Here is a 14,234-nt window from a genome sequence, read left to right as displayed (position 1 = left end):
AACGGCGCGCCGTTAGACGGGCAGCAGGACGCGACGACAAGGAACCGTCATGAAGAAGATGTACATTGCACTGCCCGCAGCCGCGGTACTCGCTGCCTGCGGCTCGAACTTGTCCGGTGGCTCGGCTTCCGCCAGCGACATCCGTGTGGTCGGCTCATCGACGGTTTATCCTTTCACGAAGGCCGCGGCCGAAGAGTTCATGCGCGCGAATCCAGGCCTCGGGGTGACGGTGGAATCGACCGGCACTGGCGCCGGCATGAAGCTGTTCTGCGCTGGCGTCGGAAGGCAGTATCCCGACATCGAGGACGCATCGCGCCAGATAAAGAAGAGCGAATATGAGGCCTGCGCCAAGGCAGGCGCCAAGAACGTCATCGAGGTCCCGATCGGCATCGACGGTCTGACCATCATCGAGGCGAACGGAGCGCCGGCGTTGAACCTGACGCAGGCGGATATCTACAAGGCTCTCGCCGCCAATCCGTTCGGCAAGGGCCCCAACAAGGCGCAGACGTGGAAGGACGTGAATCCTTCCCTTCCCGCGCTCAAGATCCGCGTTCTCGGCCCGCCGCCGACCTCCGGCACCCGTGACAGCCTGGCCGATCTCTACCTGACGAAGGGTTGTGACACCGACCCGGCCATGAAGGCGCTCGCCAAGAGCAACGAGGACCAGCACAAGCAGATCTGCACCAAGATCCGCGAGGACGGCGCCTACGTCGAGGCTGGCGAAAACGACAATCTGCTCGTCCAGAAGGTTGCCGCCGACCCCGGCACGCTCGGCATTCTCGGCTATTCCTACCTGGAGCAGAATGCCGACAAGATCCGCCCGGTTCAGATCGCCGGCATTTCGCCGACGGAAACGACGATCGCCGACCTCAGCTACCCTGGCGCGCGCAAGCTCTACATCTACGTGAAGGGCGAGCACATCCAGGCCAAGCCCAAGCTCCGCGACTTCGTCCGCAGCTACGCCAAGCTCTGGAGCAAGGGCGGCGTGCTCGAGCGTCGCGGGCTGGTCCCGTTCAGCGGCGCTGACGTGACTGCAGCAGCCCAACAGGCATCAGACCTGAAGCCGCTCGATCCGGCGACACTGAAGTAAACCAAAGCCAGGTGGGCAACTGAGATGCAGCTCGGGTTCGTAGCCGCTGCGATTCTGGTCATCGCAGCCATAGCCGGATGGCTGGCGTACGCGCGTGCGCGGGCGCTTCGTGCAGGCGGGCAGCTCCACTCGCTGCCGGTCTATCACGGCGTGCAGGCGGCGTTGCTTGCGGGGATACCGGCACTTCTCCTGGTTGCGGCCTGGGCGCCGATCCAGTCGCGTCTGGTCGATAACACCGTCCTTTCGAGTCCGGAGGGACGGGCGCTTCCGGCGTTCGACATGGAGCGCCAGGCAATCATGGCCGAAGCGCGCCAGATCGCCAGCGGCGAGTTGGCTAATGGCTATAACGGGCAGTCGAAGACCCTCGCGCCGCGGGTGCACGCAGCAGAGACCCGCTACGTCATGCTGGGCGGTGCGATCGCACTGGCGGTTGCACTGGCCGCTGCAGCCCTGGCGTTGCGGCGGACCGCGCCAACGTTCCGCGCTCGGGTCGCCGTCGAGCGGTGGCTGATGATTGCGCTCTTTGCAGCTTCGATGATTGCCGTCCTGACGACGCTCGGGATCCTCCTCTCGCTGATGTTCGAGAGCTTGAGGTTCTTCCGCCTCTATCCGCCTGCCGGCTTCTTCTTCGGCCTGGAATGGAGTCCCCAGACTGCCATCAGGGCAGACCAGGCCGGATCGTCCGGCGCTTTCGGATCGGTGCCGCTAATGTGGGGCACCTTCTTCATCGGTGCCGTCATTTCGATGCTCGTCGCGGTTCCACTCGGCTTGATGAGCGCGATCTACCTTACGCAGTACGCCCCGGCGCGTGTGCGCTCCTGGTTGAAGCCGATCCTGGAGATCTTGGCCGGCGTTCCGACCGTGGTCTACGGCTACTTCGCCGCGCTTACCGTCGCGCCCTTCATCCGCGACGTCGGCGTATCGCTCGGCATTCAGTCGGCAAGCAGCGAAAGTGCACTCGCGGCGGGCCTGGTGATGGGCATCATGATCATCCCCTTCATCAGCTCCATGGCCGACGACTCCATCGCCGCCGTTCCTCAAGCAATGCGCGACGGCAGCCTGGCGATGGGTGCCACCAAGTCCGAGACGATCCGCAGGGTGCTTCTTCCGGCAGCACTGCCCGGAGTCATGGGCGGAGTCCTGCTCGCCGTTAGCCGCGCCATCGGCGAGACGATGATCGTCGCGATGGCCGCCGGACTAGCCGCCAACCTGACGGCCAACCCCTTCGCAAGCGTGACCACTGTCACCGTGCAGATCCTGCAGCTGCTCACCGGCGACCAGGAATTCGACAGTGCAAAGACGCTCGCCGCCTTCGCGCTCGGGCTCGCGCTATTCCTGATCACGCTGGTCCTCAACTTGATCGCCCTGCAGGTGGTCCGCCGTTATCGAGAACAATATGAGTAGCGCCTCAGTCCGATCGCGGTGGGCTGACGACGCCATGCAGCGCCGCGTCCGCCGTCGCTATGCCAGCGAACGCCGGTTCCGCGCACTCGGGCTTGCCGCGGTCGGAGTGTCGGTGCTGTTCCTGGCGGTACTGCTCTACACGATGGCGGCTCGCGGTCTCGGCGGCTTCATCCACTACGAGGCCGCATTGCCGATCAATTTCGCCCGGACCGACCTGTTTCTCGACCCCGCAACGCCGCGCGGGCCCGATGCCGCACAGGCCCTCGCCTCGGCCGACCTGGCGGGCACAATCTCAAAGGCAGCCACTCAGGCGTTCGGCCCCGGCGCCGGGCAGATGTTCGCCGACGGGGCTGCCGATGACCTCGCCCGCGCCATCGGCCGCCATCCCGATATGCTCGGCCGGCAAGCCACCGTCTGGCTGCCCGTTTCGAGCGCACTCGACGTCACCGCAAAGCACGGCGGTGACACCGCAAGCGAGCGCCTCGTACACCAGCTTCGTGAGCGAAACGCACTGAAGGCGTCTTTCAACCCCAACTTCCTGACCGGTTCGGATTCGAGTGATCCCTCTTCGGCCGGAGTCTCGGGAGCGCTCAAGGGCAGCTTCCTGACGATGCTGGTGACGATGCTCCTGGCCTTTCCCGTCGGCGTGCTCGCCGCGCTATATCTCGAGGAATTCGCTCCGCAGAACCGGTGGACGGACATGATCGAGGTCTCGATCAACAACCTGGCGGCCGTGCCCTCGATCATCTTCGGTCTTCTCGGTCTCGCCGTGTTCCTCAACGTCATGAACCTGCCCCGCTCGGCGCCGCTGGTGGGCGGGATGACCCTCGCGCTCATGACCATGCCGGTCATCGTCATCGCCGCCCGCAATGCCGTGAAGTCGGTGCCGCCGTCGATCAGGGATGCCGCGCTTGGCGTCGGTGCATCCCCGATGCAGGTGACGATCCATCACGTCCTTCCGCTCGCGCTGCCGGGCATCCTGACCGGCACGATCATCGGCATGGCTCGCGCGCTTGGCGAGACCGCGCCGTTGCTGATGATTGGCATGCGCGCCTTCATCGCGGCTCCTCCCGGCGGGATCTCTCAGCCGGCGACCGTGCTTCCGGTGCAGATTTTCCTCTGGTCCGACGAGGTCGACCGTGGCTTCGTCGAAAAGACCAGCGCGGCGATCATCGTCCTCCTGGTCTTCATGCTCCTGATGAACGGCGTCGCCATCTACTTCCGCAACCGCTTCGAGCGCCGCTGGTGAACTGATGAAAGAAAAGACGCCAATCACAGCAACGACACCGGTGCCGACGCCGTCCGCGGCGATTGCCGCCGAGGCGCATCGGCAAGGCGCGTCGACGGTCGAGCCCGCGCGCGTGCCGGAGCCGAGTGCGCTCGACGCCGAAACGCGCCCGGCGATTCCCGCAACGACGGTCCACGCCATGCACGGAGCATCGAAGCTCAATCCCGAGGACTCGGGACCCGATCCGGTCGGGCCGCCCAAGATGTCGGCGAACTCCGTCAGCGTTTTTTACGGCGACAAGCAGGCGCTGAGGGACGTGTCGATCAACATTCGCGAGGACCGCGTCACGGCGTTCATCGGACCGTCGGGCTGCGGCAAGTCGACCTTCCTGCGCTGCCTGAACCGGATGAACGACACGATCCGGTCGGCGCGCGTGCTCGGGCGGATCGAGCTGGACGGTGAGGACATCTCGACCTCCGGCATGGACGTCGAGCAGCTGCGCGCCCGCGTCGGCATGGTCTTCCAGAAGCCGAACCCGTTCCCCAAGTCGATCTTCGAGAACATCGCTTACGGACCCAGAATCCACGGTCTCGCCCGGTCGAAGCTTCAGCTGGAAGAAATTGTGGAAAAATCGCTGAAGCGCGCCGGCCTGTGGGACGAGGTCAAGGATCGCTTGCAGGAAAGCGGCACCGCACTTTCCGGCGGCCAGCAGCAACGGCTCTGCATCGCGCGCGCCATCGCCGTCGACCCTGAAGTGATCCTGATGGACGAGCCCTGCTCGGCGCTCGACCCGATCGCGACGGCCAAGATCGAGGAGCTGATCCACGAGCTGCGCGGCCGCTATGCCATCGCAATCGTCACGCATAACATGCAGCAGGCCGCGCGCGTGTCGCAGCGGACCGCATTCTTCCACCTCGGCGAGCTGGTCGAATACGGCAAGACATCCGAGATGTTCACCAACCCGCGTGAACGCCGCACTCAAGACTATATCACGGGCCGCTACGGCTGATGGAGACAGACATGCCACAGGCTAGCGGACACACACTCAAGGCCTTCGACGAGGATATCGAGCGGCTCCGCGCGCTCATCAGCCAGATGGGCGGCTTGGCCGAGTACGCCATCGGCGAAGCGATGCGCTGCCTCATTCAGCGCGACATCGAAGGGGCCGAGCGCGTGGTCCAGAACGACAAGAAGCTCGATGCGCTGGAAGTGGAGACCGAGCGTCGTGCGGTGCAGCTGATCGCCTTGCGCGCGCCCATGGCCGCCGACCTGCGCGATGTCGTTGCAGCGCTGAAGATCTCCGGCGTCGTCGAGCGCATTGGCGATTACGCGAAGAATATCGCCAAGCGCGTCATCCTGATCGACAACGCGGGCAAGATCGAGCCCATCTCGCTGCTCCCGGAGATGGCGCGGATCGCCACCGAGATGGTGCACGACGTGCTCGACGCCTTTGTCGAGCGGGATGCCGAGGCTGCGTTGCTGGTCTGCCAACGCGACGCAGCGGTCGACAATTTCTACGACTCCATCTTCCGCACGTTGCTGACTCACATGATGGAAAATCCGCACAACATCGGCCAGGCCGCCCACCTTCTGTTCGTCGCCAAGAACGTCGAACGGGTCGGGGACCACGCCACCAACATCGCCGAAATGGTCTATTACGCCGCGACAGGTCAGCACATGTCCGATCGAACGAAGGGGGGATCCTGACGTGTCTAAGAATGGCCTGAAGCGACTGCTGGTCGTCGAGGACGACAAGCCCATCGCGGACCTGCTGAAGCATCACTTCACCGCGGCCGGATACACCGTGACCGCGACGGCAGACGGTGACGAGGCGCTGATCCTCATCCAGGAAATCAAACCGGACCTCGTAATCCTGGACTGGATGATCGAGGGGACTAGCGGCATTGAAGTATGCCGCCGCGTCCGGCGCTCTCCCGCGACGGCCAAGCTTCCGATCATCATGGTCACCGCGCGCGGCCACGAAGAGGACCGGGTGAGGGGCCTCGACACCGGCGCGGACGACTTCGTCACGAAGCCCTTCAGTCCCAAGGAGCTTGTTTCACGGGCGAACGCGCTGTTGCGGCGATCGAAGCCCGATCTGCTTGCCCAGCATCTGGGTTATGCCGGGATCGAGATGGATACCGCTGCGCACCGCGTGCGTCGCAACGGCAAGCTCATCGATCTCGGGCCGACCGAATACCGCCTCCTCTACCACTTCCTGCGCAACCCCGAGCGGGTCTTCTCGCGCCAGCAGCTCCTCGACGCGGTGTGGCCGCACAACGAGGAGATCGAGCAGCGGACGGTGGACGTCCTCGTCCGCCGCCTTCGTCTGGCGCTTGGAGAGCAGTCCACCGTTCTCCGCACCGTGAGAGCCGAGGGTTACTCCCTGGATGCGGCTTCCGCCTCCGAGTGACGACGCCGGGGTCACGGGATTCATCGCCTCGTCACCCGTCTGAAATCGGCCGCGACCGACAGGAGAGAAGCGCTGCAAAAGCCGCCCCAACTCTCGCGGCGCACCGTGTCCACCAGCAGATGGCCCAGGCTGCAGTGGTTTACGCCCTTGGCTCGACCGATCCGCTGACGTCGATGCGGATCTGCGGCGCGCTTTAGATCCGCTCGGCCCCTCCGGCAGCGTTGTCCTGGGCTGGAGCGGGTAGCGGGAATCGAACCCGCGCGTTCAGCTTGGGAAGCTGACAGGCTACCATTACATCATACCCGCGAAGCGCTGCGCCGTCAGTTAAGTCGCCGGCCCAAGGGCGTCAACGCGGCGAGTCAGCCGACTTCGTTGAGATATTCGAACAGGTGGTGGGTCTCGTAGAGGCCAGCCTTGAGGAACGGGCTGCCGGCCACGAAGGCTTCGGCGGCCTGCCGATTGTCGACGTCGAAAATCATCATCATCCCTGCACGGTGCCCGGCCTCGTCGCGAAGCGGCCCAACGGACGCGATGCGGATGTACGGCTGCTGCAGGTACTCCGTGGTCTGCCACAGCACTTCCTGGTTTGCGTCAGTTCCGGCCTTCAGGAACCCGAGCCATACGAATTGCATTAGCCGCTCCTCCGCTACCGGTCACAAGCAACAGTATGCCTTCGCGTGCAACCCCGAGGCGGTGGAATCTTCTGGAAGCAGGAACTCAGTCGCTGCTCGTGGGTTGCTTAAGATAAGTAGGCTTATTATATCGGTCTCCAATGGAAACTCTCCCCCTCGAGATTGGCGAAACCGCCCACGCATTGCGCAAGTCGTTCGATCGCCGCGCCTCGGCGCTCGGCGCCACGCGTGCGCAGTGGAAGGTGATGATCAAGCTGAGCCGCAAGCCCGGCCTCCGGCAAGTCGAGCTTGCCGACATGCTCGAGGTGGAGCCGATCACCTTGTGCCGAATCATCGACCGGCTCGAGGAAGCGAAACTCGTGGAGCGCAGCCGCGATCCGGATGACCGCCGCGCCTGGCGCCTTCACGTCACCGCACAGGCACAGCCGCTTATCGAGAAACTTCAGGCGCTTGGAGCCGAGCTTGCAGGCGAGGCGTTTGCGGGGATCGATCCCGTGGATGTCGAGACCACTCGCAAGGTCCTTGCGCGCGTACGTGAGAACGTGGGGCGAAGTACCCCGACCAACAGGGCAGCGAACAATGAATAAGATTTCCACTGACAAGATGACCGGGACCGAGGTCGAGACCGAAGAGACGGTGGTCGAGACCACTGCGCCTCGCAAGCGGTGGCTCCGCACCATCCTGCTGCTGATCGTCCCGGCTCTGCTGATCCTCGGTGGTGCCTATTATTACATGACGAGTGGCGGCAGCGTCTCGACGGATGACGCGCAGGTGAAGCAGGACATCGTCTCGGTCAGCCCGCAGGTCGCCGGGCCGGTGATCGAGAAGTTCGTCCGCAACGGCGCGCAGGTGAAGAAGGGGCAGCTGCTGTTCCGCATCGACCCGGCGCCCTACCGCGTTGCGCTCGAGCAGGCGCAGGCCCAGCTTGCGGCGGCCCACCTGCAGACCGCTCAGCTGCGCACGCAGGCGGCGGGAACGGGTGCCGACATCACCGGCGCCCAGGCCAACCTCCGCATCAAGCAGAATGCGCTCGGCCGGCAGTCGGCACTGCTGCGGCAGGGCTTCACGACCCGCGCCGACTATGAGGACGCGCTCAACGAAGTTCGGACCGCACAGACGCAGCTTGCGGATGCACAGGCTCGCTCCGCCAACGCCGCGGCCGCGATTGCCCCAGGCGAGCAGCCCTCGATCGCCCAGGCGCAGGCCGCCGTCGACAAGGCCAAGCTGGACCTTGAGCGGACGGAGATTCGTGCTCCGATGGACGGCATCGTCGAGAATGCCGACAATCTGCAGATCGGGCAGATGGCGGTGACCGGCGTCGGCGTCGTCTCCATCGTGCACAGCCGTGCGTCCTGGGTTGAAGCCAACTTCAAGGAGAAGGACGTCGGCCGCATGGTGCCGGGGCAGCGGGCGACGATCACCGTCGATGCCTACCCTGGGCAGAAGTTCGAAGCATACGTGCAGAGCATCGGCGCAGGCACAGGCGGCGAGTTCTCGTTGCTTCCGGCGCAGAATGCGAACGGCAACTGGGTGAAGGTGACCCAGCGCGTGCCGGTGCGGATCGCCTTCAAGGGCACGCCTGCGAAGCCGATGATTGCCGGACTGTCCGTCAACGCCACCGTCTACTTCGACACCAGCAAGAAGTAGTCCGAGACGCCCGTGGCCGGAGAATCGGCGAGCATCGCAACACACGCGTTGCCGACGGGGCAGCGGCTCATCGTGACGGTCGGCGTCATGATGGCCGTGCTCCTGCAGGTGCTGGACACGACGATCGCGAACGTCGCGTTGCCGCACATGCAGGCGAGCCTCAGCGCTACGCAGGACACGATCAACTGGGTACTGACGAGCTACATCGTCGCGTCGGCGATCGCGCTGCCGATCAGCGGCTGGCTTGCCGACCGCGTCGGACGCAAGCGTCTGCTGCTGATCTCGGTCGTCGTGTTCACCGTCGCCTCGGTCCTGTGCGCGACCGCCACCTCGCTTCCCGAGATGGTTCTGTTCCGTGCACTCCAGGGCGTCGGCGGCGCCTTCATTGTCCCACTTGCCCAGGCCACCTTGTTCGACATCAATCCGCGCGAAAAGCATGGCCAGGCGATGGCCCTGTTCGGCGGCGGCGTCATGATCGGGCCAATCCTCGGGCCGGTCCTCGGCGGCTGGCTCACGGACAATTACAACTGGCGGTGGGTGTTCCTCGTCAACCTGCCCGTCGGGGTCCTTTGCATCCTGCTGATGGCGCGGTTCATGCCCAAGACCGCGACGAACGAGCGCAAGTTCGACATGTTCGGCTTCGCGCTGCTCGCAATCGCGCTCGGCGCGCTGCAGTTCTGCCTCGACCGCGGCGAGCAGAAGGACTGGTTCGCCAGTTGGGAGATCATCACTGAGGCGGGCTTGGCGATCGGCGCCGCCTGGATGTTCGTCGTCCACATGACCACGACGAAGAACCCGCTCTTCGACAGGGCCATGTTCCTCGACCGCAATTTCGCGACCAGCCTGCTGTTCATGGCAGTCACCGGAGTCCTGCTGCTCGCCGGTCTCGCGCTTCTGCCGCCGCTTTTGCAGAACATGTACGGCTATTCGGTGCTCCAGTCGGGCTTCCTCACAGCGCCGCGCGGTTTCGGGACCTTGTTCTCGATGCTCATCGCGGGCCGGGTCACAGGCAAAATCGACGCTCGCCTGCTGGTGGGATTGGGCGTCATCCTGATGGGCGTCTCACTCTACATGATGACTGGCTTCGCGATCGACCAGCCGTCACGCCCGGTGATTGTCAGCGGTGTAGTCCAGGGTCTTGGTCTCGGCCTGATCTTCGTGCCCTTGCAGACGCTCGCCTTCGAGACCCTGTCGGCACGGCTGCGGACGACGGGAGCGGCGCTGCTCAACCTGTCGCGTAACATCGGCGGATCGATTGGCATCTCGGTGGTGAGCACGCAGCTCGTCCGGATGACACAGGTCAGCCACGCCGACCTCGCCGCCAACATCACCCAGCAGACCATTCCGACGGCCGACCCGACCCTGCTGCAGACTGCTGCCCCGGTCGCCGGGCCCGCGGCACTGGCGATGATCAATGGCGAGATCACCAAGCAGGCGCTGTTCATCGCCTATCTCGACGACTTCAAACTGATGATGATCATCACCTTCGCTGTGCTGCCGCTGCTGTTCTTCATGCGCAGGGGTCAGCAGGTAGGCGGCGGCGGACCGCCGGTTCACATGGATTGAGACCTAAGGAGAATGACTATGCACATGATCGGTAAGCGGCGCCTCGGCAAAGACGGACCGGAAGTCTCGGCGATCGGCCTTGGCTGCATGGGCATGAGCGACTTCTACACCGGCGGGACGGAGGAGGAGTCGATCGCGACCATCCACCATGCGCTCGACCGCGGCGTGAACTTCCTCGACACTGCCGACATGTACGGCGTCGGCCGCAACGAGGAGCTGGTCGGCCGCGCCATCCGCGACCGCCGCGACCAGGTGTTCCTCGCCACCAAGTTCGGCAACGTTCGCGGTCCGAACGGTGAGTTCCTCGGCGTGCGCGGCGATCCGGGCTACGTCCGCTCAGCATGCGAAGCGAGCCTGAAGCGGCTCGGCGTCGACACGATCGACCTTTACTACCAGCACCGCGTCGATCCGAACGTACCCATCGAGGATACGGTCGGCGAGATGTCGCGGTTGCAACAGGAGGGGAAAGTCCGGTTCCTCGGCCTCTCCGAAGCCGCGCCGCGGACCATCCGTGCTGCCTATGCCACATCGCCGATCACGGCCGTCCAGACCGAGCTGTCGCTCTGGAGCCGTGACGCGGAAACCGAAGTGCTGCCGACGGTCCGCGAACTCGGCATCGCCTACGTCGCTTACTCGCCGCTCGGGCGCGGCTTCCTGACCGGGCAGTTCAAGTCGCCGGACGACTTCCCCGAGGACGACACTCGCCGCAACCACCCGCGCTTCCAGGGCGAGAACTTCTACAAGAACCTCGAGCTGGTGGAGGAGGTCGGGCGGATGGCCGAGGAGAAGGGCTGCACGACCGCTCAGCTCGCGCTGGCATGGGTGCTGGCGCAGGGCGACGACGTCGTCCCGATCCCCGGGACCAAGCAGCGACGGTACCTGGACGACAACATCGGCGCGCTCGACGTGAAGCTGACCGGTGAGGACCTGCGCCGCCTCGACGAGATCCTGCCGCCCGGTGCCGCCGCCGGGACGCGGTATCCCGAGCACAGCATGGCTGCGGTGAACCGCTAAGCTGAGCGCCGGGAGCTCAGCCCCCGTGCTTGCGTGCCCACAAGGCGAACAGGTCAGGCCAGCGCGAGCCGGGCTGGTCTTTTGGGATGTGCAGCCCGAAGCCATGCCCGGCTTCTGAAAAGACGTGCAGCTCGGCGGGCACGCCGTTGTTCCAGCAGGCGTCCGCCCAGCGAAAGCTATGCCATACGGGTACCGTGTGGTCTTCGGCGCCGTGGACGAGGAACGTCGGCGGCGTGTCCTTGGTGACGTGCAGCACCGGTGAGCGCAGCTCCAGCGTCCCCGCCGGCGCCGACGCGCCGAGCAGGCCGTTCATCGACGTGCTCGACTGCCCGGGATTGATCAGCGTCGTGACCGGATAGATGAGGCCGAGGAACGCCGGCCGAGCGGACAGCCGATCGGCGGCGTCGACGGGCCTGTAGACGGGCGCGTCGTGGGAGACGCCGAGATCAGCCGCGAGGTGGCCGCCTGCGGAAAAGCCGATCACGCCAAGCCGCGCCGCATCGATCCTCAGTTCCGAAGCCCGGCTCCGTATGAGGCGCATCGCGCGCTGGACGTCCGCCAGCGGCGCTAGCCACTGATCGCTCCAGCCTTCCCCCGGCAGCCGGTAGGTAAGGACGAACACGGTCGTCCGCTCCGCATTGAAGCGCTCGGCGACGTCGATGCCTTCGTTCTGCACCGAGAGGAATTCGTAACCTCCGCCGGGCAGCGACAGCAGCGCCGACCCGTCCGGTTTGGCAGCGCGGAACACGTGGACTTCCGGAAAGGGCACCCCGCGGATCCACAGCTCCCGGTTCGGGGCCGGGACGTTCATCGTCCAGTTGGGCAGAATCTTCCGCTTCGGCGCGCCAGGCGGCGTCCCGGGCCAAAGTGGGAAGCGCTCGCGCGGCGGCCAGAAGGGCGCTGCCGGATCGCTCGCGAACGGCGTCGGTGCGTCTTGCCCCGCGGCCTTTGCGGCGCCGGCGGCAAGCAAGGCGATCCCGCTGCCGAGGAATGTCCTTCGTTCGATGCTCACGCTTACTGCCCCCTGACGATGTGACCGCCCTTCATGACGAAACGCACGTTGCGGACGGCCGAGACATCACGCGTCGGATCGCCGTCGACCGCTACGAGATCCGCGAGCAGGCCGGGCCTGACCTCGCCGCGATCGGACAAGTGAAAGATGCGCGCATTGCCGGAGGTTGCCGCGACCATCACTTCCGCGGGCGCCATGCCGGCATGCTGCATTGCCTCCATCTCGAGCCAGTTCTGGCCGTGCGTGAACACGCCGACATCGCCGCCCATGCAGATCTTCACGCCGGCCTTCATCGCCATGCGGAAGGAGCGCCGGTTCTCCTCGACGCTCTCCGGCGCGGGTTCCTGGCCATTCCAGTTTTCGAAATAGCGCGCGTACGCTTCCGACGCTCCGAGCGTCGGGCACAAGGCGGTGCCATGGTCGTGCATCAGGCGGAACACCTCGGGCGTGCCGCCATAGCCGTGCTCGATGGTGTCAGTGCCGGCCAGGACCGCGCGGCGCATGCCCTCGGCGGTGGTGGCGTGAACGGCGGCCTGGCGTCCGGCGTCGTGAGCAACGGCAACGCCCGCTGCCATTTCGGCCTGCGTCATGGTCGGCCGGCTCGGCTCCCCGGACATGTAGTGATAGTCGGCGTACATCTTGATGATGTCGGCGCCGGCGCCGATCTGATCGCGGGCGGCGCGGGTCATCTCGTCGGCGCCGCTGACCTCCTCCGCGCCTTGCGGGATCGCAACACCGGGCTCGAAGCCTTTGGGGCCGTAGGCACCACGCGCGACGTTCGCCTTGGTTGCGACCAGCAGACGCGGTCCGGGCACGATGCCTTCGTTGATCGCCTGCTTGAGGCCGACGTCGGCGTAACCGGCGCCTTCGGTGCCCAGGTCGCGCTCGGTGGTGAAGCCGGCCATCAGCGTTTTCCCGGCGTGCACGACCGCGCGCGCCGTGCGCAGCGCCAACGGCTCGTGCAGCACCTGGTCGTTCCACTTCGCCTCGTTGTAGGGGTGGAGGAACAGGTGGGAGTGGCCCTCGATCATGCCGGGGATGAGGGTCTCGCCGGGAAGGTCGATGACCTTCGCTCCCGCCGGTGCGACGACATCTGGTCCGACCGCGGTGATACGGTCGCCGTCGACGAGGACCGACCAGCCCGCGTGCGGTGCCGGATTGACGCCATCGAACACCCGCGCCGGACGCAACAGGAATGACTGCGCGCTGGCAGGCGCCGCGAAGAGGGCCGCAGCAAGTGCGACGACACGCCCAATGTTCCCAATGTTCACACTGACTCGCGGACGTGCGCGCTGGTTTGCACGCGAGCGTGTGGGGAGCTTGGATCGAAGGACGGGCAGGGGACGCTTCATCATGCGCGATTTGGAACACAGAAGTGGGCCGGTAGGAAAGACCCAATCATCTGCGATTCAGAACCCAGTCGAGCCCGTTGGCCAGGTGGCGAAGGAACCACGGGTCTGAATAGCTTTCCCTAGTGTGGCCCATCGCGGTGTAGAAGACGCGGCCGCCCTCGACTTCGCGCGTCCAGCTTGCCGGGTTGGGGTTGACGTCCTTCTCGCTGATCGAAGCCGGATCGAGCGTCATCAGCAGACGTGAGGTCGGGTCGTAATCATCGAAATAATACCATTCGTCGGTGCGGCTCTTTGTGGCTCCGAGACCAGCAACGATGGAGCCGAGGCCGGGAGTCACATGGACGATGCCCTGCGGCGTCCCGGTCGGGTGACGGGCGAAGTGACCGCCGATCATCTTACCGTACCACGGCCAGTTGTAGTGCGAATCGGCGGCCGCATGGATCGCAAGAATGCCGCCGCCGTGGCGGACAAAGCCCTGGAGAGCATCGCGCCGTGCGCCCACCAGCCATTCCGACGCAGGGTTCTTCGGGTCGGTGGTGCAGCTCAAGAGGACGATCGCCCGGAAGCGCTGGAGGTTGCCGGCCGAGAAGACGTTCGGGTCTTCGCTCGCTTCGACTTTGAGACCGCGCCGGCTAGCAATCGCTGTCACCGCCTTGATTCCGGCCGGGATCGACTCGTGGCGGTAGCCGGTCGTCCCCGAGTAGATGAGGATAGCTTGGGGCGGCCGCGCAATCGCGGCGGGCTCGAACCCGAAGGTGAGGGCGAGAAGAAGCAGGATCAGTTTGCGCATGCCGCGAACGTAGAAGCGAACGCGGCGAATGGGAAAGCCCCAACGGGCCTGTTTGGAATTGTTCAACCTGATGGTTGACTATCCAA

14 protein-coding genes and 1 tRNA gene are annotated in these 14,234 nt (G+C 65.2%); 10 read left to right on the top strand and 5 right to left on the bottom strand.

Going from position 1 to position 14,234, the window contains the following annotated elements:
* Positions 1 to 49 precede the first annotated feature (49 nt).
* From ACUXST_RS05575 to phoB, 6 genes are all read left to right on the top strand, one after another.
* Positions 50 to 1,090, top strand: coding sequence for a substrate-binding domain-containing protein (locus ACUXST_RS05575; RefSeq protein ID WP_458388937.1), 1,041 nt, complete (start codon positions 50 to 52; stop codon positions 1,088 to 1,090).
* 24 nt (positions 1,091 to 1,114) lie between these two features.
* The gene (gene pstC / locus ACUXST_RS05570) at positions 1,115 to 2,494 is read left to right on the top strand and encodes a phosphate ABC transporter permease subunit PstC (RefSeq protein WP_458388936.1); all 1,380 of its coding nucleotides are present in this window, start codon (positions 1,115 to 1,117) and stop codon (positions 2,492 to 2,494) included.
* The gene (gene pstA / locus ACUXST_RS05565) at positions 2,487 to 3,743 is read left to right on the top strand and encodes a phosphate ABC transporter permease PstA (protein WP_458388935.1); all 1,257 of its coding nucleotides are present in this window, start codon (positions 2,487 to 2,489) and stop codon (positions 3,741 to 3,743) included. The genes pstC and pstA overlap by 8 nt, the downstream gene beginning before the upstream one ends.
* Before the next feature lie 178 nt (positions 3,744 to 3,921).
* The gene (pstB, locus tag ACUXST_RS05560) at positions 3,922 to 4,731 is read left to right on the top strand and encodes a phosphate ABC transporter ATP-binding protein PstB (RefSeq protein ID WP_458389022.1); all 810 of its coding nucleotides are present in this window, start codon (positions 3,922 to 3,924) and stop codon (positions 4,729 to 4,731) included.
* 11 nt (positions 4,732 to 4,742) lie between these two features.
* Positions 4,743 to 5,429: a phosphate signaling complex protein PhoU gene (gene phoU / locus ACUXST_RS05555; protein ID WP_458388934.1), complete on the top strand. Its 687-nt coding sequence runs from the start codon at positions 4,743 to 4,745 to the stop codon at positions 5,427 to 5,429.
* Between the two features lies 1 nt (position 5,430).
* The gene (phoB, locus tag ACUXST_RS05550) at positions 5,431 to 6,135 is read left to right on the top strand and encodes a phosphate regulon transcriptional regulator PhoB (RefSeq protein WP_458388933.1); all 705 of its coding nucleotides are present in this window, start codon (positions 5,431 to 5,433) and stop codon (positions 6,133 to 6,135) included.
* A 232-nt stretch (positions 6,136 to 6,367) separates the two neighbouring features.
* Here phoB and ACUXST_RS05545 read toward each other — a convergent pair.
* Together ACUXST_RS05545 and ACUXST_RS05540 are read right to left on the bottom strand one after the other, a co-directional pair.
* A tRNA-Gly gene (locus ACUXST_RS05545) sits at positions 6,368 to 6,441 on the bottom strand.
* Between the two features lie 53 nt (positions 6,442 to 6,494).
* Positions 6,495 to 6,767 carry a YciI family protein gene (locus ACUXST_RS05540; protein ID WP_458388932.1) on the bottom strand — a complete coding sequence of 91 codons (273 nt, stop codon included), beginning with the start codon at positions 6,765 to 6,767 and terminating at the stop codon, positions 6,495 to 6,497.
* A 140-nt stretch (positions 6,768 to 6,907) separates the two neighbouring features.
* On the opposite strand from ACUXST_RS05540, the gene ACUXST_RS05535 reads away from it, so the two are divergent.
* From ACUXST_RS05535 to ACUXST_RS05520, 4 genes are read left to right on the top strand one after another with little or no spacing between them, the layout of a single operon-like run.
* Entirely contained in the window at positions 6,908 to 7,354 is a 447-nt protein-coding gene (locus ACUXST_RS05535) for a MarR family winged helix-turn-helix transcriptional regulator (protein ID WP_458388931.1), read from the top strand.
* Positions 7,347 to 8,414, top strand: a complete 1,068-nt coding sequence (locus ACUXST_RS05530) for an HlyD family secretion protein (RefSeq protein WP_458388930.1) — start codon at positions 7,347 to 7,349, stop codon at positions 8,412 to 8,414. Before ACUXST_RS05535 ends, ACUXST_RS05530 begins: the two co-directional genes overlap by 8 nt.
* 12 nt (positions 8,415 to 8,426) lie before the next feature.
* Positions 8,427 to 9,980, top strand: a complete 1,554-nt coding sequence (locus ACUXST_RS05525) for a DHA2 family efflux MFS transporter permease subunit (protein WP_458388929.1) — start codon at positions 8,427 to 8,429, stop codon at positions 9,978 to 9,980.
* Between the two features lie 18 nt (positions 9,981 to 9,998).
* Positions 9,999 to 10,994 carry an aldo/keto reductase gene (locus ACUXST_RS05520; RefSeq protein WP_458388928.1) on the top strand — a complete coding sequence of 332 codons (996 nt, stop codon included), beginning with the start codon at positions 9,999 to 10,001 and terminating at the stop codon, positions 10,992 to 10,994.
* A 16-nt stretch (positions 10,995 to 11,010) separates the two neighbouring features.
* Here ACUXST_RS05520 and ACUXST_RS05515 read toward each other — a convergent pair whose 3' ends face one another.
* From ACUXST_RS05515 to ACUXST_RS05505, 3 genes are all read right to left on the bottom strand, one after another.
* Positions 11,011 to 12,006 (bottom strand): alpha/beta hydrolase, encoded by a 996-nt coding sequence (locus tag ACUXST_RS05515; RefSeq protein WP_458388927.1) that lies wholly within the window; start codon positions 12,004 to 12,006, stop codon positions 11,011 to 11,013.
* Between the two features lie 2 nt (positions 12,007 to 12,008).
* Entirely contained in the window at positions 12,009 to 13,271 is a 1,263-nt protein-coding gene (locus tag ACUXST_RS05510; protein ID WP_458389021.1) for an amidohydrolase family protein, read from the bottom strand.
* Positions 13,272 to 13,404: 133 nt separating this feature from the next.
* Positions 13,405 to 14,148 carry a ThuA domain-containing protein gene (locus tag ACUXST_RS05505; protein ID WP_458388926.1) on the bottom strand — a complete coding sequence of 248 codons (744 nt, stop codon included), beginning with the start codon at positions 14,146 to 14,148 and terminating at the stop codon, positions 13,405 to 13,407.
* Between the last annotated feature and the right edge of the window lie 86 nt (positions 14,149 to 14,234).

The sequence above is a fragment of the Sphingomonas sp. F9_3S_D5_B_2 genome (genome assembly GCF_054263715.1).
This window is presented reverse-complemented; position numbering and strand designations above follow the sequence as displayed.